Annotated in this window: 25 protein-coding genes and 1 tRNA gene; 14 read left to right on the top strand and 12 right to left on the bottom strand. The window is 62.1% G+C overall.

The annotated features are described in order from the left end of the window. Positions 1-72 precede the first annotated feature (72 nt). The 4 genes from mutT to AF337_RS15765 form a co-directional block, all read right to left on the bottom strand. Positions 73-501 carry an 8-oxo-dGTP diphosphatase MutT gene (mutT, locus tag AF337_RS15780; protein WP_003590017.1) on the bottom strand — a complete coding sequence of 143 codons (429 nt, stop codon included), beginning with the start codon at positions 499-501 and terminating at the stop codon, positions 73-75. After that, the gene (locus AF337_RS15775; RefSeq protein ID WP_049732776.1) at positions 498-1,304 is read right to left on the bottom strand and encodes a GNAT family N-acetyltransferase; all 807 of its coding nucleotides are present in this window, start codon (positions 1,302-1,304) and stop codon (positions 498-500) included. Before AF337_RS15775 ends, mutT begins: the two co-directional genes overlap by 4 nt. Further along, positions 1,285-2,526 (bottom strand): bifunctional glutamate N-acetyltransferase/amino-acid acetyltransferase ArgJ, encoded by a 1,242-nt coding sequence (gene argJ / locus AF337_RS15770; protein ID WP_049732800.1) that lies wholly within the window; start codon positions 2,524-2,526, stop codon positions 1,285-1,287. Before argJ ends, AF337_RS15775 begins: the two co-directional genes overlap by 20 nt. 218 nt (positions 2,527-2,744) lie before the next feature. Beyond that, the gene (locus AF337_RS15765) at positions 2,745-3,626 is read right to left on the bottom strand and encodes a peptidylprolyl isomerase (protein ID WP_049732775.1); all 882 of its coding nucleotides are present in this window, start codon (positions 3,624-3,626) and stop codon (positions 2,745-2,747) included. Positions 3,627-3,871: 245 nt separating this feature from the next. Between AF337_RS15765 and secA the strand changes: the two genes are divergently transcribed. The 3 genes from secA (at position 3,872) to AF337_RS15750 (ending at position 9,461) form a co-directional block, all read left to right on the top strand. Further along, the gene (gene secA, locus AF337_RS15760; RefSeq protein ID WP_049732774.1) at positions 3,872-6,589 is read left to right on the top strand and encodes a preprotein translocase subunit SecA; all 2,718 of its coding nucleotides are present in this window, start codon (positions 3,872-3,874) and stop codon (positions 6,587-6,589) included. Between the two features lie 178 nt (positions 6,590-6,767). Next, a complete protein-coding gene (locus AF337_RS15755) occupies positions 6,768-8,183 on the top strand; it encodes a lipopolysaccharide biosynthesis protein (RefSeq protein ID WP_049732799.1) in 1,416 nt (471 codons plus the stop codon). Further along, a complete protein-coding gene (locus AF337_RS15750) occupies positions 8,184-9,461 on the top strand; it encodes a GNAT family N-acetyltransferase (protein ID WP_049732773.1) in 1,278 nt (425 codons plus the stop codon). It begins immediately after the preceding gene. Between the two features lie 31 nt (positions 9,462-9,492). Here the strand turns inward: AF337_RS15750 and AF337_RS15745 are convergent, their stop codons facing one another. After that, a complete protein-coding gene (locus tag AF337_RS15745) occupies positions 9,493-11,124 on the bottom strand; it encodes an AMP-binding protein (protein WP_049732772.1) in 1,632 nt (543 codons plus the stop codon). A 249-nt stretch (positions 11,125-11,373) separates the two neighbouring features. Between AF337_RS15745 and AF337_RS15740 the strand changes: the two genes are divergently transcribed. Further along, positions 11,374-12,354 (top strand): aldo/keto reductase, encoded by a 981-nt coding sequence (locus AF337_RS15740; protein WP_049732771.1) that lies wholly within the window; start codon positions 11,374-11,376, stop codon positions 12,352-12,354. A gap of 81 nt (positions 12,355-12,435) precedes the next feature. Here the strand turns inward: AF337_RS15740 and AF337_RS15735 are convergent, their stop codons facing one another. Continuing rightward, on the bottom strand, positions 12,436-13,014 hold the full coding sequence (locus AF337_RS15735) for a TetR/AcrR family transcriptional regulator (protein ID WP_049732798.1): 579 nt from the start codon (positions 13,012-13,014) through the stop codon (positions 12,436-12,438). 127 nt (positions 13,015-13,141) lie between these two features. Between AF337_RS15735 and AF337_RS15730 the strand changes: the two genes are divergently transcribed. Both AF337_RS15730 and AF337_RS15725 read left to right on the top strand, forming a co-directional pair. After that, on the top strand, positions 13,142-14,437 hold the full coding sequence (locus AF337_RS15730) for an MFS transporter (RefSeq protein ID WP_049732770.1): 1,296 nt from the start codon (positions 13,142-13,144) through the stop codon (positions 14,435-14,437). A gap of 124 nt (positions 14,438-14,561) precedes the next feature. Next, positions 14,562-14,646, top strand: a tRNA-Leu gene (locus AF337_RS15725). A 166-nt stretch (positions 14,647-14,812) separates the two neighbouring features. On the opposite strand, the gene AF337_RS15720 is transcribed toward AF337_RS15725, so the two are convergent. Beyond that, positions 14,813-15,100 (bottom strand): hypothetical protein, encoded by a 288-nt coding sequence (locus AF337_RS15720; RefSeq protein ID WP_049732769.1) that lies wholly within the window; start codon positions 15,098-15,100, stop codon positions 14,813-14,815. A 168-nt stretch (positions 15,101-15,268) separates the two neighbouring features. After that, positions 15,269-15,553: a hypothetical protein gene (locus AF337_RS15715; protein ID WP_049732768.1), complete on the bottom strand. Its 285-nt coding sequence runs from the start codon at positions 15,551-15,553 to the stop codon at positions 15,269-15,271. A 213-nt stretch (positions 15,554-15,766) separates the two neighbouring features. On the opposite strand from AF337_RS15715, the gene AF337_RS15710 reads away from it, so the two are divergent. Then, entirely contained in the window at positions 15,767-17,515 is a 1,749-nt protein-coding gene (locus tag AF337_RS15710) for a cation:proton antiporter domain-containing protein (RefSeq protein WP_049732767.1), read from the top strand. A 174-nt stretch (positions 17,516-17,689) separates the two neighbouring features. Here AF337_RS15710 and AF337_RS15705 read toward each other — a convergent pair whose 3' ends face one another. Beyond that, complete coding sequence (locus AF337_RS15705) at positions 17,690-17,980, bottom strand: hypothetical protein (protein ID WP_184341078.1); 291 nt, start codon at positions 17,978-17,980, stop codon at positions 17,690-17,692. Between the two features lie 246 nt (positions 17,981-18,226). Here AF337_RS15705 and AF337_RS15700 point away from each other — a divergent pair, with 246 nt between their 5' ends. Continuing rightward, a complete protein-coding gene (locus tag AF337_RS15700) occupies positions 18,227-18,817 on the top strand; it encodes a YqaA family protein (RefSeq protein ID WP_049732766.1) in 591 nt (196 codons plus the stop codon). 123 nt (positions 18,818-18,940) lie between these two features. Then, positions 18,941-19,456, top strand: a complete 516-nt coding sequence (locus AF337_RS15695; protein ID WP_049732765.1) for a disulfide bond formation protein B — start codon at positions 18,941-18,943, stop codon at positions 19,454-19,456. 10 nt (positions 19,457-19,466) lie between these two features. Here the strand turns inward: AF337_RS15695 and AF337_RS15690 are convergent, their stop codons facing one another. Beyond that, positions 19,467-20,024: an HNH endonuclease gene (locus AF337_RS15690; RefSeq protein WP_010031546.1), complete on the bottom strand. Its 558-nt coding sequence runs from the start codon at positions 20,022-20,024 to the stop codon at positions 19,467-19,469. A gap of 111 nt (positions 20,025-20,135) precedes the next feature. Further along, complete coding sequence (locus AF337_RS15685; RefSeq protein WP_049732764.1) at positions 20,136-20,828, bottom strand: DNA-3-methyladenine glycosylase family protein; 693 nt, start codon at positions 20,826-20,828, stop codon at positions 20,136-20,138. On the opposite strand from AF337_RS15685, the gene gluQRS reads away from it, so the two are divergent. Continuing rightward, positions 20,827-21,708, top strand: coding sequence for a tRNA glutamyl-Q(34) synthetase GluQRS (gluQRS, locus tag AF337_RS15680; RefSeq protein WP_049732763.1), 882 nt, complete (start codon positions 20,827-20,829; stop codon positions 21,706-21,708). The two genes, AF337_RS15685 and gluQRS, sit on opposite strands and share 2 nt — an antisense overlap. Here the strand turns inward: gluQRS and AF337_RS15675 are convergent. Beyond that, positions 21,673-22,596 carry a YihY/virulence factor BrkB family protein gene (locus AF337_RS15675; RefSeq protein WP_049732762.1) on the bottom strand — a complete coding sequence of 308 codons (924 nt, stop codon included), beginning with the start codon at positions 22,594-22,596 and terminating at the stop codon, positions 21,673-21,675. The two genes, gluQRS and AF337_RS15675, sit on opposite strands and share 36 nt — an antisense overlap. A gap of 75 nt (positions 22,597-22,671) precedes the next feature. Between AF337_RS15675 and AF337_RS15670 the strand changes: the two genes are divergently transcribed. From AF337_RS15670 to AF337_RS15655, 4 genes are all read left to right on the top strand, one after another. Beyond that, complete coding sequence (locus AF337_RS15670) at positions 22,672-23,505, top strand: SDR family oxidoreductase (RefSeq protein ID WP_049732761.1); 834 nt, start codon at positions 22,672-22,674, stop codon at positions 23,503-23,505. Between the two features lie 14 nt (positions 23,506-23,519). Then, positions 23,520-23,723 (top strand): twin transmembrane helix small protein, encoded by a 204-nt coding sequence (locus AF337_RS15665; RefSeq protein ID WP_049732760.1) that lies wholly within the window; start codon positions 23,520-23,522, stop codon positions 23,721-23,723. A gap of 436 nt (positions 23,724-24,159) precedes the next feature. Beyond that, positions 24,160-24,738 carry a cob(I)yrinic acid a,c-diamide adenosyltransferase gene (locus AF337_RS15660; RefSeq protein WP_049732759.1) on the top strand — a complete coding sequence of 193 codons (579 nt, stop codon included), beginning with the start codon at positions 24,160-24,162 and terminating at the stop codon, positions 24,736-24,738. Between the two features lie 31 nt (positions 24,739-24,769). Continuing rightward, positions 24,770-25,567, top strand: coding sequence for a rhomboid family intramembrane serine protease (locus tag AF337_RS15655; protein ID WP_049732758.1), 798 nt, complete (start codon positions 24,770-24,772; stop codon positions 25,565-25,567). The last annotated feature ends 219 nt before the right edge of the window (positions 25,568-25,786 follow it).

Below are 25,786 nucleotides of genomic sequence, written 5' to 3'. Positions count from 1 at the left end.
GTACGTTGTTTTCTCATGACATCATGCTCTAACTCTTTAATTTAGAACAGGATTTCAGATTTCGCCAGCCTGCTAAAGCAAATCCTGCAGCATCGGGATCAGCGGCTCGTCGGCCGGCGGCATCGGGTAATCGCGCAGCGCCTGCGGACGCACCCATTTCAACGCCTGTCCCTCGCGGCCCTGGGGAATGCCCTCGTAGCGCCGGCAGATATAAAGCGGCATCAAAAGGTGGAAGGTCTCGTAGGAATGGCTGGCGAAGGTCAGCGGGGCCAGGCAGGCGATCTTCGTCTTGATGCCGAGTTCTTCCTCGAGTTCACGCACCAGCGTTTCTTCAGGCGTCTCGCCGGGCTCGACCTTGCCGCCGGGAAATTCCCACAATCCGGCCAGCGACTTTCCCTCGGGACGCTGTGCCAGGAGGATACGCCCGTCGGCATCGATCAGCGCACAGGCGGCGACCAGCAATATCTTCCGGCCATTGCACTGTATGAGAGGCTCGCTCATCGCGGCTCCTGCTGCCAATAGCAATAGTGATAGGCGTCGCGAAAACCGAGGCGTTCATAGAGTGCGATAGCCGGACGGTTGGACAGCTTTACCTGCAGCCAGGCCGAGCGGGCGCTGCGCATGCGCGCCCAGCGCAGCGCCGAGGTCAGGATCTCGGTGCCGAGCCCCTCGCGCCGCCGCGTTTCGGAAACCGAAAGCGACATGATGCCGGCAAGGTCATTGTCCTGGACGCAGAGCACGGTCGCCAGCGGCCCGTCCGCCGCATTCTCGATCATGAACAGACCCGACGGCGGTTTGATCGCCGAAATGATTTCGGCAAGCGCCGGCTTCAAGCTGAGCGGCGCCCGCTCGACGGCGAGATTGGCGTCGACGAAACGGCCGACATCATGGGTCGGCAGATGGTCGAGCGTATCCGGCAGCTCGGCCTCGGCAAGATCGCAGGTCATTACCACCGTCTCGTCGAATTGCTTCCAGTTCTGCGCACGGAGAAGATCGATCAACACCGGCGAGGCAAGCGGCGTCTGGCGGACCACGGCGGCGCGGCCATAGGCCTCGAATTTCCGGCTCGCCTTTTCCAGGCGGATTTCGACGTCGCGATAATCCGAGGGATCGAGCGGCACGATCGAATTCAGCCGGTTGGACGGGTGGCCGGCCGTCAGCCGCACCTGCCAGCTGCCGTCATATTGCACCGACGCCGCCGGCCAGGCACGGAAGCCGACGGCCTCCAGCCTGCGCACCAGCGGCAGATTCTGTGAAGAGATGGATGCCTGCACCAAAGAACGATCAGCTCCGATAGTCGCCATTGATCGCAACATATTCCTTGGTGAGGTCGCAGGTCCAGACGGTTGCCGTGCCGGTGCCAAGGCCGATATCGACTTTGACGGGGATATCCTGGGCTTTCATGACATTCGAGGCCGCTTCCTCCGAATAATCGGGATCACGCTCGCCGTTGACGGCGACCCTGACGTCGCCGAACCAGATGGCGAGCCGGTCGCGGTCGGCCATCTCGCCGGATTTGCCGACGGCCATGACGATGCGGCCCCAATTGGCGTCTTCGCCGGCGGCCGCCGTCTTGACCAGCGGCGAATTGGCGATCGACAGCCCGATACGCTTGGCGGCGGCATCGCTCTCGGCGCCCGTCACGGTGATTTCGAGCATCTTGGTGGCGCCCTCGCCGTCGCGCACCACCTGCAGCGACAGATCCTTCAGCACCGCGTTGAGCGCGGCGCGGAAGGCGGCAAGGCGCGGGTCGTCGGCGCGTTCGATACGAGCCTGGCCGTCCTCGGCCGCAGCCCCAGTCGCAAACAGCATCAGCGTGTCGGATGTAGAGGTGTCGCTGTCGACGGTCATGGAATTGAACGTCGGGCCGACGCCATCGGACAGCAGCACCTGCAGCGCGGCGGGCGCGATGTCGGCATCGGTGACGACGAAGGACAGCATCGTCGCCATATCGGGCGCGATCATGCCGGCGCCTTTGGCAATGCCGTTGATCGTCACGGCAACGCCGCCGATCTCGGCGCTGCGGGTCGAAACCTTCGGATAGGTGTCGGTCGTCATGATCGCCTTGGCGGCCTCGAACCAGAAATCGCCGGTGGCTTCGGTGTGCATCCGGTCGAGCACGCCGGCGAATTTGGTGGCGTCGAGCGGCTCGCCGATGACGCCGGTCGAGGCCAGGTAGACCTCGTTTTCGCCGCAGCCGACAGCTGATGCTGCCGACTTCGCCGTCAATGCGGTCGCCTGGCGGCCCTTCAGGCCGGTGAAAGCGTTGGCATTGCCTGAGTTGACGACCACCGCACGCGCACTGCCATGCGGCAGGTTGGCCCGGCAGAAATCGACCGGCGCCGATGGGCATTTCGAGCGGGTGAAGACGCCCGCAACGGCCGCCGGCTTGTCGAAAACCATCATCAGCACGTCGGTGCGGTTCTTGTACTTGATGCCGGCGGAAGCCGTTGCCATGCGCACGCCGCGCAGCGGCGGCATGGAGACGAAGGATTTCGGGGCAAGCGGAGAGACGGAACCGGACATGATGAAACCTGCCAATGGGCATTTCCGGGCAAAATCGGCAGCGGTTCGCCGTCCGGAAATGCGACAACAACAACGATATTACAGCGCCGCGCGTCTTTTCAGACGCGCAAAGGACGCTGTAACACTTTAAAATTACTGCATAATTTCGCCGTTAATCGATTCCGATTTAAGGAATTATGCAGTAAAGGGCCCGGAAAAACCGGGCCCTGATGCGATTATTACTGCTTCGGCGCCGGCGCGACGGGCTCACTGCCCGGCTCCGGCTGCTTGTTGGCCTGTTCGTAACCCTTGCGCAGCGTCTCGTCGCTGATTTCGATCTTGGCCGAGGCCTTCGCCTTGTTCAGAAGCTCAAGATACTTGTCGCGCATGACGAGCTGACGAACCTGATCCTGCACCTGCTCGAAGGGCGGCGGCGGGGCGTCGCGCTTATCCTCGACCTTGATGACGTGATAGCCAAAATCGGTTTTAACAGGCGTCTTGGAATAGGTGCCCTTTTCAAGCGCGAAGGCCGCGTCCTCGAATTCCTTGACCATGCGGCCGCGCGAGAAATAGCCGAGGTCGCCGCCTTCCGACTTGTTCGGATCGGTGGACTTTTCCTTGGCGAGTTCGGCGAAATCCTTGCCGGCGTCGAGCTGCTTGATGATGTCCTTGGCTTCGTCTTCGGTCTTGACGAGGATATGACGGGCGTGGACTTCCTCCTGCTTCGGCAGGGCGGCGACTTCCTTGTCGTAGCGGGCCTTGACTTCTTCAGGCGTCACGATGTCGACGACATGCTTCTTGAAGTAGGCGTTGTGCAGCTCGCGGTCGGTGAGATACTGCATGCGCTTCTTGAATTCGTCGGTCTGATCGAGCTTCTCGGCCGCAGCGTCGGCGGCAAGCAGCTTCACGTCGATGGCGGCGGAAAGGGCTGCGACCTTCTTCTGGTCATCGGGAAGCTGCGCCAGCTGCGGGTCGAGATTGGCGACGGCAAGGTCGAGTTCCGACTGGTGAATCTCCAGATTGCCGACCTTGGCGATGACGGCGTCATCGGCATGGGCCGGGGCCTGGAGCGCAACAAAAGTTGCAAACGCCAGAACGGCAAGTTTGTTGGTGGTCAACATGAAATACCCTTCACAGTTACATCGCCGCTTTCAGCATCGCCTGAATCGGCCCAAAATAGCCATCAACACCGGATTGTGGCCTTTCTGTATCCGCCAAATCCGTTGACATCATTCGACCCCCCTCTTATCTGTCACGCAACCTCGCGTCCAGAACAGTTTCCGGGCGTTTTAAGGCGCGCGCCTGATTTTCGGCTGGGCCGCGAACAACAAACGTCGGGGATGAATATTGAGAAAGGACCAGTCATATGGTCAGCTTTGGCGGTATAGCCCGCAAGTTATTTGGGTCCTCCAATGACCGCCGCGTGCGGTCTTTCCAGCCGAACGTCGCTGCCATCAACTCTATCGAAGAGAAGACCAAGGCCCTGACGGACGAGCAGCTCGCGGCAAAGACCGTCGAGTTTCGCGCTCTGCTCGCCGAGGGCAAGACGCTCGACGACATTCTGATCCCGGCCTTTGCCGTCGTGCGCGAAGCCTCGCGCCGCGTTCTCGGCCTGCGGCCTTTTGACGTACAGCTGGTCGGCGGCATGATCCTGCATTCCAATGCGATCGCCGAGATGAAGACCGGTGAAGGCAAGACCCTCGTCGCCACGTTGCCGGTCTATCTGAACGCGCTGTCTGGTAAGGGCGTGCACGTCGTCACCGTCAACGATTACCTCGCCCAGCGCGATGCCGCGACCATGGGCCGCATCTACGGCTTTCTCGGCATGACCACGGGCGTGATCGTCCACGGCCTCTCCGACGAGGAACGCCACGCGGCCTATGCCTGCGACATCACTTATGCCACCAACAACGAACTCGGCTTCGATTATCTACGCGATAACATGAAGTACGAGAAGAACCAGATGGTCCAGCGCGGCCACAACTTCGCGATCGTCGACGAAGTGGACTCGATCCTCGTCGACGAAGCGCGCACACCGCTGATCATCTCCGGTCCGCTCGACGACCGCTCCGAACTCTACAATACGATCGACGCCTTCATTCCGCTGCTCGTACCCAGCGATTACGAGATCGACGAGAAGCAGCGCTCGGCCAACTTCTCCGAAGAGGGCACCGAGAAGCTGGAAAACCTGCTCCGCCAGGCCGGCCTCTTGAAGGGCAACGCGCTCTACGACATCGAGAACGTCGCGATCGTCCACCACGTCAACAACGCGCTGAAGGCTCACAAGCTGTTCCAGCGCGACAAGGACTATATCGTCCGCAACGACGAAGTCGTCATCATCGACGAGTTCACCGGCCGCATGATGCCGGGCCGCCGTTATTCCGAAGGTCAGCACCAGGCGCTCGAAGCCAAGGAAAAGGTGCAGATCCAGCCGGAAAACCAGACGCTGGCGTCGATCACCTTCCAGAATTATTTCCGCATGTACGCCAAGCTCGCCGGCATGACCGGCACGGCGCAGACGGAAGCGGAAGAATTCGGCAATATCTACAATCTCGACGTCATCGAGGTCCCGACCAACCTGCCGATCAAGCGTATCGACGAGGACGACGAGGTTTACCGGACCTTCGACGAAAAGTTCAAGGCGATCATCGAGGAGATCCTCGACGCCCATAAACGCGGCCAGCCGGTGCTGGTCGGCACCACCTCGATCGAGAAATCGGAACTGCTCGCCGAGCGTCTGCGCAAGCAGGGCTTCGACGACTTCCAGGTGCTGAACGCCCGCTATCACGAGCAGGAAGCCTATATCGTCGCCCAGGCCGGCGTGCCGGGGGCCATCACGATCGCCACCAATATGGCCGGTCGCGGTACCGACATCCAGCTCGGCGGCAACCTCGACATGCGCATCGAGCGCGAACTCGGCGACGTCGAAGCCGGTCCGGAGCGGGAAGCCCGGATCCAGGCGATCGTCGAGGAGATCAGGGAACTCAAGCAGAAGGCGCTCGCCGCCGGCGGTCTCTACGTCATCGCCACCGAACGCCATGAAAGCCGCCGCATCGACAACCAGCTGCGCGGCCGCTCCGGCCGTCAGGGCGACCCCGGCCGCTCGAAATTCTACCTCTCGCTTCAGGACGACCTGATGCGCATCTTCGGCTCCGACCGCATGGACAGCATGCTGACCAAGCTCGGTCTCAAGGAGGGCGAGGCGATCGTCCATCCCTGGATCAACAAGGCCCTGGAGCGCGCCCAGAAGAAGGTCGAAGCCCGCAACTTCGATATCCGCAAGAACCTCCTGAAGTATGACGACGTTCTCAATGATCAGCGCAAGGTGATCTTCGAGCAGCGCCTTGAACTGATGGAATCGACCAATATTTCCGAGACCGTTTCCGACATGCGCCGTGAGGTGATCGAGGACATGGTCGACAAGCACATCCCGGAGCGCGCCTACGCCGAGCAATGGGATGCCGCCGGCCTGAAGACCGGTGCCTTGAACATCCTCAATCTCGATCTGCCGATCGAGGACTGGGTGAAAGAAGAAGGCATCGGCGAAGACGATATCCGCGAACGCCTGACACAAGCCACCAACGCCGCCTTCACGGAAAAGGCCGAGCGTTTCGGCGACGACATCATGCATTATGTCGAACGCTCGATCGTCATGCAGACACTCGATCATCTCTGGCGCGAGCACATCGTCAATCTCGACCATCTGCGCTCCGTCATCGGCTTCCGCGGCTATGCCCAGCGCGATCCGCTGCAGGAATACAAGTCGGAAGCCTTCGAGCTGTTCACGGGCCTCCTCAACAATCTGCGTGAGGCCGTGACCGCCCAGCTGATGCGCGTCGAGCTGGTGCAGCAGGCCCCTGCCGAACCGGAACCGCCGCTGATGCAGGCCCATCACCTCGATCCGACCACCGGCGAGGACGATTTCGCCCCGGCGGTCTACCAGGCATCGGAAGTCATCGTTTCGCCGGAGAACCGCAATCCGGATGACCCGGCCACCTGGGGCAAGGTCGGCCGCAACGAGACCTGCCCCTGCGGTTCCGGCAAGAAATACAAGCATTGCCACGGCGCCTTCGAGCAGGTCTGAGGCAAGCCGCGAAGATTGTGAAAATGCCGCCTTCGGGCGGCATTTTCTTTTCCGCGGCAGCGGTGGAAAACCGTAATTTCAGCGCCGCTGACAAGCCCGATCCGGAACCGTTTCTTAACCCTGTTCTGTCAAGACTTCGGGACGATTTGCCTGACCTTCAGAGTTTTGCGTGTTCATCATGGCGGTCATAGAAACAGCGGAAAAGATGCTGCCAGCGGGCCTGCGCCCGATCGGCGGCCGCGCGCTGCGCATGCTTGCGGCCGTGCTCACCGAGCGTGGTGAGAAGGCGGCCGCTCAGCGCATGGCGCTGACCGCCTTTTCGATCCGCATCCTCAGCGCAGCCCTCGCCTTCATCTCCCAGATCGTCCTTGCCCGGCTGATGGGCGAATATGAATACGGCATCTTCGTTTTCGTCTGGGTGCTGGTCGTCGTCTTCGGCGATCTCTCATGCCTTGGTTTCCACACGGCGATCATCCGCTTCCTGCCGCAATACAGGGCAGCCGGCGCCTTCGAGGAGATCCGCGGCCTCACCGGCACGGCGCGCATCTTCGCGCTGCTTTCGGGCACGGCGGTGCTCGCCGCCGGCATGCTGGGGCTGCATTTCTTCGGTCATATGATCCAGGTCTATTATCTCGTCCCGATCTTCCTCGGCCTGCTCGCCATGCCGATGATCGCGCTCGGCGACATTCTCGAAGGCACGTCGCGGGCAAACCACTGGCCGGTCATGGCGCTTGGCCCGGTCTATATCGTCCGGCCGATCCTGATCATCCTCTTCATGCTGATCGCCATCGCCATCGGCGCCGAGCATACGGCCGTCACCGCCATGCAGGCAGCGCTCGTCGCGACCTTCGTCACCGCGCTCGGCCAGTATGCCGCTACGCTCTATCGCCTTCGCCGGCATTATGACAAAGGCCCGCATAAGGTCGACTTCCTCGCCTGGTTCAGCGTCGCCTTTCCGATTTTCCTGATCGAAGGCGTCAGCTTCCTGCTCACCAATTCCGATGTCGTCGTCGTCGGCATTTTCCTCGAGCCGCACGACGTCGCCATCTACTTCGCCGCCGCCAAGACGATGGCGCTGGTGCATTTCATCAATTTCTCGGTCAAGGCCGCCTCCGGCCCGCGCTTTTCCTCGATCATCGCCGAAGGCGACCATGCACAGCTGGCGACTGCCGCGATCGACGCCGCCCGCTGGACCTTCTGGCCCGCACTCGGCGTCGGCCTTGTGGTGCTTGCCGCCGGCCATCTTCTGCTGTCGCTCTTCGGCGGCGCCTTTACATCGGGTTATCTGGTCATGGCGATCCTGCTCGCCGGCATCCTCGCCAAGTCTTTGGTCGGCCCGGCCGAAACGCTGCTGATGATGGCCGGCAAGCAGAACCTCTGCGTCGCGCTCTACGCCGGCGCGCTGGCAGCCAATGTCGGCCTCAACCTTGCTTTGATCCCGCATTACGGCATCGAAGGCACGGCGATCGCCACGGCTTCGGCCATGGCGGTCGAGGCGATCCTGCTGCACCTTGCCGTGCGCCGCACGCTCAGCATCGTCCTTTTTGCCTTCGCCAGCCCCTCCGCCGCAACGCCAGAAATGAGAGTTCGATAGATGGTGCGTATTCCTCCCCTTACCGAAAGCACCGACAGCATTGCCAACCGCATGGTGCATGATCTCGCAGCGCTGCATTTCGAAGCGCCGCGGGCCGAGGCGCGCGCCGAGATCGGCCGGCCGGGACGCGAACTCTGCGTCTATCCCGGCAAGCTCGGCTATGATCTTCAGGAAGAGCTCGACTTCCTCTCCAACCGGGCGATGGAGCCGAACGTCTTTTTCTCCGGCCGCTTCCTCGCGCCCGCCATGCCGCGGCTCGAAGACCGGCAGGTGAACTTCGCCCTGATCCGCGACCACAATGCCGGCCGCAGCCGCATGCGTTTTCTGCTGCCGTTTTCGGTGGACAAGCCGGGTTTTGCCGTCGGCCCGTCGATCATCCGCGGCTGGTCGAACAGCTTCGGCCCGCTCGGCACGCCGCTGGTCGACAGCGAGGATGCCGCCGAGACCCTCGACAATCTTTTCGAGGGCCTGACGGCGCGCGATCTCAATCTGCCCGGCATCGTGGTTCTGCCGGATCTCCGGCTGAACGGTATTTTCGTGCGCATGGTCAAGGCGGTGGCGCTCAGCCGCAATCTCCCCGTCACGGTCGCCAATCCCTATTTGCGGCCGATGCTGCAGAGCGACGATGAGGCGCCGGCCTATCTCGGCCGCACCATCTCTTCCTCGCACATGCGCGAAATGCGCCGCCAGTGGCGTCTGCTGGAGGAACAGGGAACGGCGGTTTATGCCGTCGCCCGCCAGCCCCGCGAAATCCATATCCGCTTCGAGGAATTCCTGGCGATGGAAGCCGGCGGATGGAAGGGCAAGCGGCGCAGCGCCCTCGTCACCGATCGCTATCATACCGCCTTCGCCCGCGAGGCGGTGTCCAACCTTGCCGCCGTCGACGCCGTGCGCATCCACACGATCGATCTCAACGGCAAGGCGATCGCCGCCATCGTCGTGCTGATGATGGGTGGCGAGGCCTATACCTGGAAGACCGCGTATGACGAGAACTATGCCCGCTATTCGCCGGGCAAGCTGCTGATGAGCGAACTCACCGAATGGCATCTCGACGACGCCAATATCGTCCGCTCCGATTCCTGCGCCGTCTCGGACCATCCGATCATGAGCCGCTTCTGGCAGGAGCGCGAGGAGATGGGAACGCTGGTGATCGGCCTGACGCAGAACAGCGACCGCGACATGCGCCAAGTCTCAGCCCAGCTCCACATGTACCGCAGCACCCGCAACATGGCGAAGATGCTGCGCGAGAAAATCATGTCGCTCGCCGGCAGAAGCTGACGCCCTTTGTTTTATCCATAGAGCGATAGCACTAGACTTCGCCAGCCGCCCTTTCGCGCAGCAGCCGGCGGATCACCTTGCCGGTGGTCGTCAGCGGCAAGGCATCGATGAATTCCACCTCGCGCGGATATTCGTGCATGGAAAGCCGCGTCTTCACCCATTCCCTGATATCGGCGGCCAGCGCCTCGCTTGGATGATGGCCCGGCGACAGCACGATATAGGCCTTGACGATCTCGGTGCGCACGGCATCGGGTTTGCCGACGGCGGCGGCAAGCTGCACGGCGGGATGGCCGATCAGGCAATCCTCGATTTCGGCCGGGCCGATGCGATATCCCGACGAGGTGATGACGTCGTCGTCGCGGCCTTCGAAGGTGACGTACCCGTCGGCATCCTGCCGGCCGATATCGCCGGTGAGCAGCCAGCCTTTGGCGAATTTTCGCGCCGTCGCCGCCGCATCGTCCCAATAGCCGAGGAACATGACGGGATCGGGACTGGCGATGGCGATCTGGCCCGGTTCACCGACGGGCAATTCGACACCGGCCTCATTGACGATCGCCACGCGATGCCCCGGCACCGCCCGCCCGATGGCGCCGGCCCTGGTCACGCCATAGGCAGCGCTCGACGAGAGCACGAAATTGCACTCCGTCTGGCCGTAGAATTCATTGACGGTGATGCCGAGTGTGCGCTGTGCCCATTCATAGGTCTCGCGGCCGAGCGCCTCTCCGGCCGAGCCGATGGTGCGCAGCACCAGATCGTATTTCGAGCGCGGATCGGCGACCGGTCGCATCAGCCTCAATGCCGTCGGCGGAATGAAAGCGTTGCGCACCTTCATCTCCGCCATGATGCGGTAGGCCATGTCGGCATCGAATTTCTGCGCCGGCGACGAGACGACGGGAACGCCGAGCAGAAGAGCCGGCAGCAGCGCGTTGAGCAGCCCGCCCGCCCAGGCCCAGTCGGACGGCGTCCAGACCTTGTCGCCCGCTTTCGGAAAGCCCTCATGGGCAAACTGCATGCCGGGAATATGGCCGGGCAGCACGCGGTGGCCGTGCAGCGCGCCTTTCGGCGGCCCCGTCGTTCCCGAGGTGAAAATCATCAGCGCCGGATCGTCCGGGCCGGTCTCGACGGCGTCGAAGGTGGGGGAATGGTCGTCCACCAGTTCGCCGAAGCCGGCCGCATCGGTGCTCGCCCCATCAATGCTGACGATATGTTTCAGCATCGGCAGGCGCTCACGGATCCGGCGGATGCGTTCGAGACCGAAGCCATTGGTGACGACAACAGCCACCCCTGCCGCCTTCAGCCGGTATTCCAGCGCCTCGACACCGAAGAGCAGCGCCAGCGGCAGCGCGATCGCGCCGGTCTTGTAGATCGCCACATGCGCAATCACCGTCTCGAAGGATTGCGGCAAGAGCAGCGCGACCCGATCGCCGCGTTTTATCCCCAGCGAAACCAGCGCATTGGCAAAGGCCGAGGACCGGTCGGCGAGCGCGCGATAGGTCAGACTGCGGTGATCGCCGTCCGGGCTGAAATGTTCGAGGCAGACCTGCTCGGGCGCCCTCGCCGCCCAGTCGTCGCTGACGGCGCGGCCGATATTGAAATCCTCGGGAATCCGCCAGGAGAAATCGCGATAGAGATCGTCGTAGCGATCATGGGACGGCAGTATCATAGTCGAAATCCAATGAAATGCTGCACCAGCTAACACCTTGTGCTGCAAATGCGCAAGCGACCGGTCCGGAAGGCGATGACAGACCCGGCTTCAAAGCCCATCACGCATTGTTGTGCGCATCGCAGAACCGATTCTTCGCCGGGCGCCCTGCGACTTTGCCGGTTTCCGCGCTAGATCATGGAAAGCCGTCCCAAGGGGCGTCGAATGGGGCATCGAATTGGGTCATCGAATTCATCACGGAGTCGTTTCATGGACTATGCAAAATTTGGGAAGACCGGCCTCGAAGTCTCGAAAATCTGCCTGGGCTGCATGACCTTCGGCGATCCCGGCCGCGGCAATCACGCCTGGAGCCTCAGGGAAGAAGAAAGCCGGGCGATGATCCGCCAGGCGATCGACCTCGGCATCAATTTCCTCGACACTGCCAACACCTATTCCAACGGCTCCTCCGAGGAGATCGTCGGCCGCGCCATCAAGGATTTCGCCAGGCGCGAGGACATCGTGCTGGCGACCAAAGTGTTCAACCGCATGCGGCCTCGCCCGAATGGCGCCGGCCTGTCGCGCAAGGCGATCTTCGACGAAATCGACAACAGCCTGCGCCGTCTCGGCACCGACTATGTCGACCTCTACCAGATCCACCGCTTCGACTATACGACGCCGATCGAGGAAACGCTGGAGGCGCTGCACGACGTCGTCAAATCGGGCAAGGCGCGGTATATCGGCGCCTCCTCCATGTATGCCTGGCAATTTGCCAAGGCGCTCTACGTCTCCAGGCTGAACGGCTGGACCGAATTCGTCAGCATGCAGGACCATTTGAACCTGCTTTACCGCGAGGAAGAGCGGGAAATGCTGCCGCTCTGCGAAGATCAGAAGATTGCCGTCATCCCCTGGAGCCCGCTTGCCCGCGGGCGCCTCACCCGCGACTGGGACGAGGCGACGGCGCGCAGCGAAACCGACGAATTCGGCAAGACGCTTTACACCCAGTCCGTCGACGCCGACCGCAGAATAGTCGAGGCGGTGGCCGAGATCGCCAAGGCCCGCGGCGTCTCCCGCGCCCAGGTCGCAACCGCCTGGATCCTGCAGAAGAGTGCGGTGACCGCCCCGATCATCGGCGCCTCCAAACCGAACCACCTGACCGACGCGGTTGCCGCGCTCTCGGTCAAGCTCACCGCCGAGGAAATCGCCGCACTGGAAGCACCTTACATCCCGCACGCCGTCGCCGGTTTCAAATAGTCGCCGGCGGCTTCCGGCATTTGCCAAATTAGTTCCCTCCGTCGACACGGAGAGGGATATCGAAACCGCAACTTCCCGAAATTATACCCGGCTGCCGGGATCGAGCTGCCGGCGCATCGTCACCAGAAACTGCTCGGCAAGCGCCCGGTCCTCGACCGCACGGGCCAGGATGACGGCGCCCATCATCGATGACAGCGTGGTGGCGGCATTGGCGCGGCGTTCCTCTTGGCTTGCGCCGGGAACGATCTCGGCGAGCGTGTCGACCAGCACGGCGAGCCCGTCGCTGAAGACCGCGCGCACCGCACCGCGGCTACGGCTCACCTCCTGGATCAGCGTCGCGAAGACGCAGCTGCCGCCAGGGTCGTCGACCGTGCGCCAGTGGATATAATGGTCGAGAAGCGATTCCAGCGGCCGGTCGGGAGAATTGGCGATATGCTCCTTCCAGCGCGTTTCGACCTTGTCGATCAGCTTGCGGCTGACCTCCAACGCCAGGTCGTCCTTCGATGCGAAATGCCCGTAAAAACCGCCATGCGTCAGCCCCGCCGCCTTCATGATGTCGGCGACTCCAACCCCGTCGAAACCGTTCTCGCGAAAAAGCACGCCGGCAACGCTCAGGATTTTCTCTCGGTTTTCGGCAAATTTCTCGCGGCTGACCCGCATTTTCATCTCCAGAAATAGTCGCTTGACAAAATATATGACGTCCATCATGAATACGCAAGAAATATGATGACCATCATGTAAATCCGCCTCCATCTTCCCCAAGCCGAATCCGAACGGAATCTTGCCCATGGTTTCCACAGCGCTTGCCTCCACCCTTGCCCGGCGCAACATCCACTATGGCTGGGTCGTCGTTGCGGCAACCTTCCTCACCATGCTGGTCACAGCCGGCGCCATGGGCGCACCCGGCGTTCTCATCAAGCCGCTGCAGGACGAGTTCGGCTGGGAGACCTCGCAGATTTCCTCGGCCCTTGCGATCCGCCTGATCCTTTTCGGTTTCATGGGCCCGTTCGCCGCCGCCTTCATGAATTATTTCGGCGTGCGCAAAGTCATCGTTTTCGCCCTGGCGCTGATCGGCGCCGGCTTTATCGGTTCGCTGTTCATGACCACGCTGTGGCAGCTGCTGCTGCTTTGGGGCATCGTCGTCGGCTTCGGCACCGGCCTGACGGCCATGGTGCTCGCCGCGACGATCTCCACCCGTTGGTTCACCAGGCATCGCGGCCTCGTCGTCGGCATGCTCTCGGCGAGTTCGGCCACCGGCCAGCTCGTCTTTCTGCCGCTGATGGCCGAGCTGACGCAACGCTACGGCTGGCGCTCCACAGTATTTTTCGTCTGCGCCATGATCATGGTCGCAGCGCTTGCCGTGCTGGCCTTCATGCGCGACCGGCCGGCCGATCTCAACCTGCCGGCCCTCGGCGAAACGCAGGTAACGCCGCCGCCGGCCAGCACCTCGCTCGGCGTCGCACTGATGACGCCGATCACCGTGCTCAAGGAAATCTCCAGGACCTCGACCTTCTGGATCCTGTTTGCCACCTTCTTCATCTGCGGCCTCAGTACCAACGGCCTGATCCAGACCCATTTCGTCACCCTCTGCGGCGATTTCGGCATCGTGCCGGTGGCCGCCGCCAGTGTGCTCGCCGTCATGGGCATCTTCGATTTCTTCGGCACCATCGGCTCCGGCTGGCTCTCCGACCGCTTCGACAATCGCTGGCTGCTGTTCTGGTATTACGGTCTGCGCGGCCTGTCGCTGCTCTACCTGCCCTTCAGCGATTTCAGCTTTTACGGCCTCTCCATCTTCGCCGTCTTCTACGGCCTCGACTGGATCGCCACCGTGCCGCCGACCGTCAAGATCGCCGCCGACCGCTTCGGCCGCGAAAAGGCCGGCCTCGTCTTCGGCTGGGTCTTCGCCGGCCATCAGCTGGGTGCTGCCACCGCCGCCTATGGCGCCGGCCTGTCGCGCACCGAACTGTCGAGCTATCTGCCCGCCTTCTTCGTCGCCGGCGCCTTCTGCCTTCTGGCCTCGATCCTGGCGATCACGCTGAAGAAGTCCGGACTGACCAACCCGGCACCTGCGACTGCCCATTGATATCAAAAGCATCCGGCCTCGAAACGAGGCCGGATCTGTCTACCGGATCAGTTGGATAACTTCGCTTGCCCGTCTTGCGCGTGCAGGCGCTCACATGTTAGACAGCCGCCCGTTCACATCCGTTGCCCCATTGGCGGAATTGGTAGACGCGCTCGACTCAAAATCGAGTTTCGAAAGAAGTGCTGGTTCGACTCCGGCATGGGGCACCAGCCTCCGCTCTGTGAGCTCGGCTCGGCGGCCGCAGTTCTGTCAGGAACGAAGGCGGACTGGATCGATCGTGCTCCAGTAAGCAACACCATCATCTCGAAATCGTGCTGCGCCTCCGCATCAGCAAACTGACGCGAAGGCACGCAACGAATTCGCATCCGAATAAAACTACTTGTTCTTCAGCAGCCACATCTTGCCGGCCATGGTGATCCCGTAGACGTCTTTCGTGACATCGTCATCGAGGTGCCGCCGCTCGAGAAAACCAGGCTCCTTCAGCTCGCCCAGCGTCTTGGCGGTGACCGATTTGATTTTCTGGGGCCGCTCTTTCCAACGGTCGTTTTTCGCGTAGGTTACCGTTGCGTTCTGATGCGTCCATTTATTGGCCGGCTGAGGGTAAAGGTCTCCATCCCTGGCGAGTTTCAGTGCGGCGATCTGGGACGGCGTAAGTTCAATCATACTCGAAAATCCTGTGCGGGCGGTGTTTGCGCTGGGAATGCGCTTCTACCAAAGGCGTGCTCATAACACCGACAGACGCGTTTCACCACTGCATTGAGAGTATAGTCGCGATGAAAGGCGAAAACCCGGCTCTGTGAACCGGGCTTCGTCTTTGTTTCGGATTGTTCGTTAGTTGCAACGCCGGATCGTTTTGGTCACTTCGCCGTCGTCGGTCTGGCGGGTGACGCTTCTGGTTTCGCAGCCATTGTCGCGATAGCGGCGGTGTTCGCGCTCGCGCACAGCACCGAAAGTGACGCCACGCTCGCTGATGGTAATGCCGGGTCTGACCCGCTCATGACGATAACCGTCATCATAGGAACGTTCCCTGACATAGACGCTGTCGGCGAGAACAGGCGCTGCAAACGAGCAGGCGGCAAAGGCCGCCACAGTACAATTCAGGATGATCTTCCGCATGTCGTTTCTCCTTTCTGGATGAAAGAGCAACGAGACAAGAGACGAGTGGTTCCAACATTGCAGGCGGCCCGGCCGTGCCGCAGACGACAGCAGACAAGTTCTGCGCCTCATCGGAAGGATTGAGAACAACGCACCGCCATCCGCCAAATCGACTGTTTAATTTTGCCTGCACTTCGTACAGAGTGGCCGCCGCTATCACAGGAAGGGTCGGACGTGCATCAGGAAGTAGGGCTCATCGCGACGGTTGCCGTCAGTTTCGTTTTCGCGGCGATCCTGGGTTATGGCGCCGACCGGCTGCGGCTGCCGCCGCTCGTCGGTTACTTGATGGCCGGCATCCTGATGGGGCCGTTCACGCCTGGCTTCGTCGCCGATACCGCCCTTGCCGGCCAGCTTGCCGAAATGGGCGTCATCCTGCTGATGTTCGGCGTCGGCCTGCATTTTTCCGCCTCCGACCTGCTCGCCGTGCGCGGGATCGCCGTGCCGGGCGCGATCGGGCGCATCATCCTCGCCACGCTGCTGGGCATCGGCCTTTGCAAACTCTGGGGCTGGAGTCTCGGCGCCGGCATCGTCCTGGGCCTCAGCCTGTCGGTGGCCAGCACCGTCGTTCTGTTGAAGGCGCTGGAGGAGCGCAATCTCGTCAACGCGCCGAGCGGGCGCGTCGCCGTCGGCTGGCTGATTGTCGAGGATCTCGTGATGGTGCTGGCGCTGGTGCTGCTGCCGGCGCTCGCAGAGCTTCTCGGCGGCAATGCCGCCACGACCACAAATCACGGCCTCGGCGAACTTTCCCTGGCCCTGACGATCGGCCTGACGCTCTTGAAGGTGGCGGGTTTCGCCGCCATGGCGATCTTCCTCGGCCCGCGCATCGTGCCCTGGCTGCTGACGATGATCGCCCGCACCGGCTCACGCGAATTGTTCACCCTGACGGTGCTGGCGATCGCGCTCGGCATCGCCTTCGGCTCGGCGGCGATCTTCGGCGTCTCCTTTGCGCTCGGCGCCTTTTTTGCTGGCGTCGTCATGAGCGAATCCCAGCTCAGCCACAGGGCTGCGGCCGACTCGCTGCCGCTGCAGAACGCCTTCTCCGTGCTGTTCTTCGTCTCCGTCGGCATGCTCTTCGACCCCTCGATCCTGGTGCGCCAGCCACTGGCAGTGATCGGCGCGCTAGCGCTCGTCATCCTCGGCAAGGCCATCATCACCTTCCTCATCGTCATACTGCTGCGATATCCGATCGGCCTGGGGCTGACCTTGGCCGGCGGCCTTGCCCAGATCGGTGAGTTCTCGTTCATCCTCGCCGGCCTCGGCGTCTCGCTCGGGCTGCTGCCGCATGAGGGCCAGGATCTGATCCTTGCCGCCGCAATCCTGTCGATCACCCTCAACCCGATCGTGATCCTGGCGACCGACGGGTTGAAGAAATTTGCCCATGCGACATGGCCTTCCCTTTGGGAAAACTACGGCAGGAAGCGGCAGAAGGCGCTCGGCAAGGAACTGGAGAAGATCAGGGCGCTCGGCGAGGAGCGCGAGCGTGAGCATCAGCTGAAAATGCAGCAGCTGATCGAGACTTTTCCGTTGTTCTCCGAGGTCGGCGAAGACGCGCAGGAGGAACTGCTGCTGCTCTTCAAGGCGAAATCCGCTCCACCCGGCGAACGCGTCATCCGCCGCGGCGACCGCGGCGACGGCATGTATTTCATCTCTTCGGGAGCGGTCGAAGTCCGGCTCGCCAGCGGCGCGATCCGCCTGGAGCCCGGCGCCTTCTTCGGCGAAATGGCGCTCTTAAGCGGCGGACGGCGCACCGCCGACGTCATCGCCGTCGACTTCTGCCAGTTCGAAGTGCTCGAACGGCGCGACTTCAACATGTTCATGTCGCGTCATCCCAATCTGCGCGCCGCCGTCAGCGAAATGGCCCAGAAGCGCACTGAAATGAATGACCTGCGTCAGCAGTGGGAAAAGTCGATGGATCTCTCCTGACGCAACACCGATGCATGGCTCGGAATTGCGATAAAGCATGTCGCGCAAAAGTGTGCCGCGGTTTTTCCCAGGCAAAGCGGGAAGCGCTTTTGCCGCAACGACATGCTTGAAAACAAAGACCTAAAGCGCGTCGCATGAATCAAGTTTGACGCGACGCGCTTTAGCACGATCGCCTCAGCCGGCCGGCCAATAGCCGTCGGCGCGGAAATCCTCGGGGATCGGATCGAGCCGCGACAAGCTTTCGGCGGCAAAGTCGATCTGCAGCGACAAATATTTAAGCGAGGCCAGCATCGGCACGCCGGTCGCAAATTCCCGGATGCGCGACGGATGATAGCCGCTTTCGTTCAGCCGCCGCGCCGCCTCCCGGCGTACATCGTCCCGGCTCGGCCTGCCGTCCTCTTCGGGCCGCTCAACCATCTGCGCCGCCTGCCCGCGGCCGCCTTCGATCACTTTGAACATTCCCATGCCACCCTGCACGTCGCCCCAGATCAGCTGGAGCATGATGTCGTCCGCCCACATTTTCGGCATCATGCTCTGAGACAGCTTGCTGCAGAATGACCGATTCGCCATCCCGTGAAATCTTGGGAAAGGCGGTGGGACCCCGCATCACGAAATTTTTAGGCGGCGGGTGGCACGAAGGACACGGGCGAGCATTTACAGCGCCGCCCACGGCCCCTAAAGCTTTTTGCACCGCAACAGGAAGGGAACGGAATGCTCCGCAGACTTTACGACTGGACCATGTCTCTGGCCGCGCGCAAATCGGCCGAAGTCTGGCTCGCCGTCATCGCCTTCGTCGAAAGCTCCATCTTTCTCGTCCCCGCCGATGTGCTGTTCCTGCCGATGGCGCTTGCCAAGCCGGAACGCTCCTATCGCTACGCGCTGATCGCGACCATCGCTTCCGTGCTCGGCGGCATCGCCGGCTGGGCACTCGGCTTTTACGCCTTTGAGACGGTGGCGCGGCCGGTTCTCGAATTCTACGGCAAGCTCGATGCCTTCGAGCAGATGAAGGCCTACGTCACCTATGAGTGGATCCTGCTGCTGCTTGTCACATCAGGCCTTGCGCATCTGCCGCCGATCAAGATCGTCACGATCCTCTCCGGTGTCATTCACGTCAATCTGGGTCTTTTCATTGTTTCGGCGATTATTGCACGCGGCGCCCGTTTCCTCTTTCTCGCCTGGCTGCTGCGCCGCTACGGCGAGCCGATCCGGGATTTCATCGAGAAGCGCCTCGGCCAGATCGTCGGCATCGGTGCCGGTGCGGTGATCGTGCTATATGTCGGCTACCGCTCTTTCGCTCACTAAAGCATTTCGATTTTCTTCGAATAGCGAAGTGCTCTGTCTCTTTAATTTTACGCAATTCCGGACGCAAACCGCTTCACACTTTTGCTGGAATTGCTTTAAGCCAAACTCTCGCGGAGTTCCGCCATGACTGCCACCGCCTCGCCACTCGCCCGCCCCGGCTTCGTCTATTCCTTATTGCTCGCCATCGGAATGGCGGCGGCGGTCGGCACGGCGCTTGGTTTCCAATATATCGGCGGCTATATTCCCTGCGCGCTCTGCCTGCTGCAGCGCCAGCCCTATTACTATGCCATCCCGATCGCGATCCTGGCGGCAATTTCGGAACTTGTCGGCCTGCCGAACTGGATCACCCGCGCGCTCATTCTCGCCGCCGGCATGCTGATGCTGGTGACGGCCGGCATGGGTGTCTATCACGCCGGCGTCGAATGGCATTTTTGGCCCGGCCCGGCCACCTGCTCGACGACGGCAAGCAGCATGACGACCAATGCCGGCGATCTGCTCGGCGAGCTCAACAGCATCAAGGGCCCGTCCTGCACCGATGCGGCGCTCCGGGTGCTCGGCTTGTCCTTTGCCGGCTGGAACGTCATTGCCGGAATCCTGCTTGCCGCCTTCGCTTTCGTTGGCGTTCGCAAGGCGGCCTGAAGTGGCCTGATCAGGGCTGCAGTTCGGTATCCCAGTAGAGATAGTCGAGCCAGCTGTCGTGCAGATAGTTCGGCGGAAACAGCCGGCCGTTATTGTGCAGATCCTGCACCGTCGGCTGATAGGGCTTCTGCGCCGGGAACATGCCTGCCTGCTTGGGAAGCTTGCTGCCCTTGCGCAGATTGCAGGGCGAACAGGCTGCCACGACATTTTCCCAGGTCGTCTCGCCGCCATGGGCGCGCGGAATGACGTGATCGAAGGTCAGATCGTCATGGGAGCCGCAATACTGGCATTCGAACCGGTCGCGCAGAAAGACGTTGAACCGGGTGAAGGCCGGATTGCGGGACGGCTGAACGTAAGTCTTCAGGCACACGACACTCGGAAGCCGCATCGAAAAACTCGGCGAGGAAACCGAATGTTCATACTCTGCGATGATGTTCACACGGTCGAGAAATACCGCCTTGATCGCGTCCTGCCAGGACCACAGCGACAAGGGGTAATAACTCAGCGGCCGGTAGTCAGCGTTCAGAACGAGCGCTGGCAGGGCCTGTGGGGAGACTGCAATCGTCAAGGGACTCTCCTGATCGATTCGGCATCTGCACCTGTATATTAGGCCGGTTGTTACAGGATTGTGAAGTCCAATAAATTCAGAGGATAAAGGCAATTTGAAGAGTATTGCCGATCAACCGGTCGGCACCATGTCGCGGCGCGTTTTCGTAGCGTAATAGGCCCAGAAAAGCCGTGCCGCCACCGAGCGCCATGGTGACCAGGCTTCCGCGAGCGCAGTCAGCGCCTTTGCTTCAGGCCGTGCCGCAAGACCGAATGCCGCACCGACGGCACTCTGCAGCGCGACGTCGCCGGCCGGGAAGACATCGGCATGGCCGCCGCAGAACATCAGATAGACCTCCGCCGTCCACGGACCGACGCCCTTCAGCGCCGTGAGCTCACCAAGCGCTTCTTCAGGCGGCCTCAGGCAGAGCCCGGCAAGATCGAGGTGGCCGGAGACAACGGTTTCGGCGATCAGCGATAGGGTCTCGGCCTTGGCGCGCGACAGGCCGAAGTCGCGCCAGGCTTCGGCGTGAAGCAGCGCGTAGCCTTCGGCGGTCAACAGCCCGTCGGCCGGCAGCATGCGCCGCCAGATCGCCTCGGCGCTGGCGCGCGACACCATCTGCGAAACGATGATGTGGGCAAGGCCGGCAAAACCCGGTTCGCGCAGCCGCAGCGGAACAGGGCCGGCCTGCGCCGCGATCGGCACAAGGCGCGGATCGAGACGGAGCAGCGCTTCGAGCCCCAACCTGACGTCGTCTTCGTTGCGGATGATCTGCACATCGCCTCGCAGTGGTTCGAAACCCAAATCCATGGCAGAAGAAAGCATGACCACGAGCGAGCGTCAAAAACCTGTCTTTCGTTTTGCGCCGAGCCCCAACGGTGAGTTGCATCTCGGCCATGCCCTCTCGGCCTTCTTGAACCACGACATGGCGGAGGCCGAGCAGGGCCGCCTGCTGCTGCGCATCGAGGATATCGACCAGGCCCGCTGCACGCCGGAATTCGAGGCCTGCATCCTCAGCGATCTCGACTGGCTGGGGATTGGCTGGGAAAGCCCGGTGCGGCGCCAGTCGGAACATTTCCCCGAATATCAGGCGGCACTGCACGCGCTGATCGAGCGTGGGCTGGTCTATCCGGCCTTCCTGACGCGCGGCGAGGTGAAGACGCGCGTCACGGCCTATGAGGCGGCGGGTAAAACTTGGCCGCGCGATCCCGACGGCACGCCGCACTATCCAGCAAACGATCGCGAACGCCCGGAAGACGAATGGCGAGAGATGCTGGCCTCGGGGAAAAAACATGCCTGGCGGCTCGATATGCGCAAGGCGCTCGACCTGATCGGCGAGCTGCTGTTCTGGACGGAAACCGGCGACGGCAGATCGGGCGAGATCGCCGCCGAGCCGGAAGTCTGGGGCGACGTCATCCTGTCGCGCTCGGACGCCCCGTCGAGCTATCATCTTTCGGTTGTCGTCGACGATGCGCTCCAGGGCGTCACCCATGTCGTGCGCGGGCTCGACCTGTTCCACGCGACATCGGTGCACCGGCTGCTGCAGGTGCTGCTCGGCCTGCCGCAGCCGGTCTATCGTCATCATCGCCTCATTCTGGACCCTGCCGGCCGCAAGCTTTCGAAAAGCGACGGCGACAGCGGGCTTGGCGACCTGCGTGCCCGCGGCATGTCAGGGGCCGATATTCGCCGCCTTGTCGGGCTGTGATGCCCTTTCGACCCGCTGCCTGCCGACAATCGAAAGCGTGTGGGAAAACATCCGGAAGACGCGGAATTTGATCAGCGCCGCATTGATCTCGGCGCCGATGATGAAGATGACGCCGACCATATAGAGGAAGATCAGCACGATCATGACCGAGGCGAGACCGGCATAGGTTGCGGTATAATTGGCGAAGGTCGCCAGATAATAGGCAAAAATCAGCGCCCCGGCCAGCCAGAGCAGCAGCGTCAGCAGCACGCCCGGAATGACGTCGAAGACCCGCCGCTTGCCGGCCGGCAGCCACAGATGCATGACCAGCAGCCCGACGGTCAGCACCACAAGCGTGCCGTAGATGCGCCAGCTGAAGACGACGTCGAGCGTATCGGCAAACAGCGGAAGCCACTTCCTGGCATAGTCGAGCGCCAGCGGCACGGCGACCAGCAGGATGCTGATCGCCGCAAAGATGATGACCGCGATCAGCACATAGCCGAGGCTGGCGAGGCGGGTGAAATACCACGGCCGCGTTTCCTGCACCCGGTAGGCGCGGTTGAGCGAGATGCGCAGCGCCTCGACGCCGTTCGAGGCGAAATAGGCGGCCGCCAGCACCGAGATCGTCAGCAGTCCGCCGCGCTGAATGGTCAGCACCTGCAGCACCTGGTCGGCGAGCGGCTTGGCGATCGCCTCGGGCCAGGTGTCGAAGATCAGATGGATGGCGGTCGAGGAAAACTGATCGGCGCCGAGGAAGCTTGCGAGCGCCGTGCCGAAGATCAGGAAGGGGAAAACCGCAAGCAGGCTCGACAGCGCCACATGGCTCGCCATGGCAAAGCCGTCATCCTCGACCATGTGACAGATCGCGTCATAGACCACGTCGTAGATCGTGCGCAGTGCCTTCGGCATCCGTCCCCGGCTTTCCAGATTGTATCATCTGGCCGAATATGGGAAACGAGTCCCATTTTGTACAGGAATCATTCCATGGCGGGAGAGCGCAGCATCGTCGTGACCGGATGCTCGTCCGGTATCGGCGCTCATTGCGCGCGGGCGCTGAAAGCCGATGGCTGGCGCGTCTTCGCAACGGTGCGCAAACCGGAAGACCTGCCGGGCTTGGAAGCGGACGGCATCGAAGCCTTCCTGATGGATTATGCCAGGAGCGATACGATTTCCGATCTCGTCGGCGCGGTGCTGGAACGCAGCGGCGGCCGCATCGATGCGCTCTTCAACAATGGCGCCTACGGCCAGCCGGGCGCCGTCGAGGATCTTTCGACATCAGCGCTGCGCGCCCAGTTCGAGGCGAATTTCTTCGGCTGGCATGAATTGACGCGACAGGTGATTCCGGCGATGCGCAGGCACGGCCGGGGACGGATCGTGCAATGCTCGTCGATTCTCGGCGTCGTGCCCTATCGCTACCGCGGCGCCTATACCGCTTCCAAATTTGCGCTCGAGGGCCTCAGCATCACCTTGCGCATGGAGCTGCAGGGCAGCGGCATCCATGTGAGCCTGATCGAGCCGGGGCCGATCGCCACACGTTTCACCGCCAACGCGCTCGCAAAGATCAAGGAGCATATCGACCTTGAGAATTCGCCGCACGCGGCCGACTATGTCAGGCAACTGGCAAGACTCGACGGATCCGGCCCGGTCAGCCGCCACAAGCTTGGCCCGGAAGCGGTCTATTCCGTATTGAAACACGCATTGAACTCGAAAAATCCAAGGCCACATTATCCTGTAACGACACCGGCTAAACAGGGCATGTTCCTGAAGCGGCTGCTTCCGGCAGACCTCTTCTACCGCCTGATGCGCTGGACGGACTGAGAAAGCTGAATGCCATGTCCACAGTCACCTATATCCTTGCGATCATCGTCATGGGCCTCGTCGCCCTCGTGCTGATCCGCGGCCTCTTCAACATGATGAAGGGCGGCGACGCCAACCGTTCCAACAAACTGATGCAGCTTCGCGTCCTCTTGCAGGCCATCGCCGTCTTCCTGATCATGCTGACCCTCTGGTTCACCGGCGGCGGCCGGCCGACTTGAGAAGGCCATGGGAGGGGTATTTTTTAATGACGAACACGGAAAGAAACGACGAAGGAGAGGTGAGCGCCCGCTTGAGGAAGCACCTCGACGCGGTGTGCATCAGTATGCCGGGGCGAGTTTGGCGAAAAGGCCAACCCCACCCTCCGTCATCCTCGGGCTTGACGCGAGGATCCATCCCCGTAGCCCCTGCTGCATGCGGCGTGGATGCTCGGGTCAAGCCCAAGGCTGTCCGGTTCACGCCAACGGCTGCCCCTCACCCTAACCCTCTCCCCGTGACGGGGAGAGGGGACGTGCCCTGCGAGACGTGGGTGAGGAGCGGAGAGGGTGCGGCATATTCCCTTCTCCCCGTCAAAACGGGGAGAAGGTGGCGGCAGCCGGATGAGGGGCCGGCCTCGCCGATCTCCTCGACCGCCCTCCCTCTATCAGGCGGTGCAGCATGGTAAAGCTCAACAAGATCTATACCAAAACCGGCGACGACGGCACGACCGGGCTGGTTGCCGGCCCGCGTCGGACAAAGGACGATCTGCGCGTCGAGGCCTACGGCACGATCGACGAGGCCAATTCCGCGATCGGCCTGGCACGACTGCACACATCAGGCCTGCCCGAACTCGACGCCATGCTGATGTCGATCCAGAACGATCTCTTCGATCTCGGCGCCGACCTTGCCACCCCCGATACCGGCGAGCCGCCGGCCTATGAACCGCTGCGGATCGCCGAGACGCAGGTCGACCGCGTGGAGCACGATATCGACCAGCTGAACGCCGGCCTGGAGCCGCTGAAATCCTTCATCCTGCCGGGCGGTACCCCCGCCGCCGCGCAGTTGCATCTGGCCCGCACGATTGCGCGGCGCGCCGAACGTTTGATGGTGGCGCTTGCCCGTACCGACGGCGAGATCGTCAGCGAGCCGGCGAGGAAATATGTCAACCGGCTCTCCGATTTCCTCTTCGTCGCCGCACGTCATGCAAATGACCGAGGCCATGCGGATGTGCTTTGGGTTCCGGGAAAAAACAGATAGGCTTGCCGCGATCACGATCGCCGGGGGCTTGATGTTCATACCATTTCACGACGCCAATACGCTGAAACATATCAAGGTCCAGTGGGTGACGCTCTCACTGATCGCATTGAATGTCGCGGTCTGGCTCTTCACCAGCATCGAGAGCGAGCAGGCAGCCCAGGCAACGACCGTCGGGCTCGGCTACATCCCGGCGATCGCCTTTGGCGACGCGGTACTGGCGCAGGGGCTGGAAATCGTGCCGGAGCCGCTGACGTATCTCACCTATGCCTTCGTCCATTCCGGCTTCTGGCATCTGGCCTCCAACATGATCTTTCTCTGGGTCTTCGGCGACAATGTCGAGGACGCGATGGGACATCTGCGCTTCCTGATTTTCTATCTTCTCTGCGCGGCCGCCGGCGCGCTGTGCCACGGCCTGCTGACCATGACGTCGCAAGCGCCACTGGTCGGCGCCTCGGGGGCGATCTCGGGCGTGGTTGCCGCCTATGTCATGTTGCATCCGCGCGTCAGGGTCTGGGTTCTGGTATTCTTCCGTCTGCCGCTGCCCCTGCCGGCCTTCGTGCCGCTGCTTTTGTGGATCGGCCAGCAATTCTTCATGCTGGCGATCGCACCCGACGGCGACGTGTCCTGGGGGGCGCATGTCGGCGGCATCCTTGCCGGGGCTCTTCTGATCCTGGTGCTGCGCCGACAAGGTGTGCCGCTCTTCGACCGGGAGATCGTCACGCCCCGGGCTGTGAAAGACGATCCCGGCGCCGGTCCGGCCATCACTGTCGATGCCGCCGGGCGGAAGATTCAACGCCTTCCCTGGGGGCGGCGCCGAGAGGAATATTGACGTGAACGTAAACGTCAATATATTGCCCGGCAAATCGCCCGCCGGCGACAGGGAAGCGTTGAATTTGGAGGAAAAGCGCGTATCCATGTCGCCATTCGACAAATGAAATGGCGCGCGAACGCGCATTTTCGCTGAAGCCAGTTTCTCCTGAAGGAAGGACCACCATGAAGATTCTCGTGCCCGTCAAGCGCGTCGTCGACTACAACGTGAAGATCCGGG

The sequence above is a fragment of the Rhizobium ecuadorense genome (genome assembly GCF_001187535.1).
GTDB classification, from domain to species: domain Bacteria; phylum Pseudomonadota; class Alphaproteobacteria; order Rhizobiales; family Rhizobiaceae; genus Rhizobium; species Rhizobium ecuadorense.
Note: the sequence above shows the minus strand (reverse complement) of the source record. Positions and strands in the feature narration are given on the sequence as shown.

Coding starts and splice junctions, on each gene's coding strand:
- mutT (WP_003590017.1), bottom strand. CDS start 501: ATGAGCGAGCCTCTCATACAGTGCAATGGCCGGAAGATATTGCTGGTC.
- AF337_RS15775 (WP_049732776.1), bottom strand. CDS start 1,304: ATGGCGACTATCGGAGCTGATCGTTCTTTGGTGCAGGCATCCATCTCT.
- argJ (WP_049732800.1), bottom strand. CDS start 2,526: ATGTCCGGTTCCGTCTCTCCGCTTGCCCCGAAATCCTTCGTCTCCATG.
- AF337_RS15765 (WP_049732775.1), bottom strand. CDS start 3,626: ATGTTGACCACCAACAAACTTGCCGTTCTGGCGTTTGCAACTTTTGTT.
- secA (WP_049732774.1), top strand. CDS start 3,872: ATGGTCAGCTTTGGCGGTATAGCCCGCAAGTTATTTGGGTCCTCCAAT.
- AF337_RS15755 (WP_049732799.1), top strand. CDS start 6,768: ATGGCGGTCATAGAAACAGCGGAAAAGATGCTGCCAGCGGGCCTGCGC.
- AF337_RS15750 (WP_049732773.1), top strand. CDS start 8,184: ATGGTGCGTATTCCTCCCCTTACCGAAAGCACCGACAGCATTGCCAAC.
- AF337_RS15745 (WP_049732772.1), bottom strand. CDS start 11,124: ATGATACTGCCGTCCCATGATCGCTACGACGATCTCTATCGCGATTTC.
- AF337_RS15740 (WP_049732771.1), top strand. CDS start 11,374: ATGGACTATGCAAAATTTGGGAAGACCGGCCTCGAAGTCTCGAAAATC.
- AF337_RS15735 (WP_049732798.1), bottom strand. CDS start 13,014: ATGCGGGTCAGCCGCGAGAAATTTGCCGAAAACCGAGAGAAAATCCTG.
- AF337_RS15730 (WP_049732770.1), top strand. CDS start 13,142: ATGGTTTCCACAGCGCTTGCCTCCACCCTTGCCCGGCGCAACATCCAC.
- AF337_RS15720 (WP_049732769.1), bottom strand. CDS start 15,100: ATGATTGAACTTACGCCGTCCCAGATCGCCGCACTGAAACTCGCCAGG.
- AF337_RS15715 (WP_049732768.1), bottom strand. CDS start 15,553: ATGCGGAAGATCATCCTGAATTGTACTGTGGCGGCCTTTGCCGCCTGC.
- AF337_RS15705 (WP_184341078.1), bottom strand. CDS start 17,980: ATGGGAATGTTCAAAGTGATCGAAGGCGGCCGCGGGCAGGCGGCGCAG.
- AF337_RS15700 (WP_049732766.1), top strand. CDS start 18,227: ATGCTCCGCAGACTTTACGACTGGACCATGTCTCTGGCCGCGCGCAAA.
- AF337_RS15695 (WP_049732765.1), top strand. CDS start 18,941: ATGACTGCCACCGCCTCGCCACTCGCCCGCCCCGGCTTCGTCTATTCC.
- gluQRS (WP_049732763.1), top strand. CDS start 20,827: ATGACCACGAGCGAGCGTCAAAAACCTGTCTTTCGTTTTGCGCCGAGC.
- AF337_RS15685 (WP_049732764.1), bottom strand. CDS start 20,828: ATGCTTTCTTCTGCCATGGATTTGGGTTTCGAACCACTGCGAGGCGAT.
- AF337_RS15675 (WP_049732762.1), bottom strand. CDS start 22,596: ATGCCGAAGGCACTGCGCACGATCTACGACGTGGTCTATGACGCGATC.
- AF337_RS15670 (WP_049732761.1), top strand. CDS start 22,672: ATGGCGGGAGAGCGCAGCATCGTCGTGACCGGATGCTCGTCCGGTATC.
- AF337_RS15665 (WP_049732760.1), top strand. CDS start 23,520: ATGTCCACAGTCACCTATATCCTTGCGATCATCGTCATGGGCCTCGTC.
- AF337_RS15660 (WP_049732759.1), top strand. CDS start 24,160: ATGGTAAAGCTCAACAAGATCTATACCAAAACCGGCGACGACGGCACG.
- AF337_RS15655 (WP_049732758.1), top strand. CDS start 24,770: ATGTTCATACCATTTCACGACGCCAATACGCTGAAACATATCAAGGTC.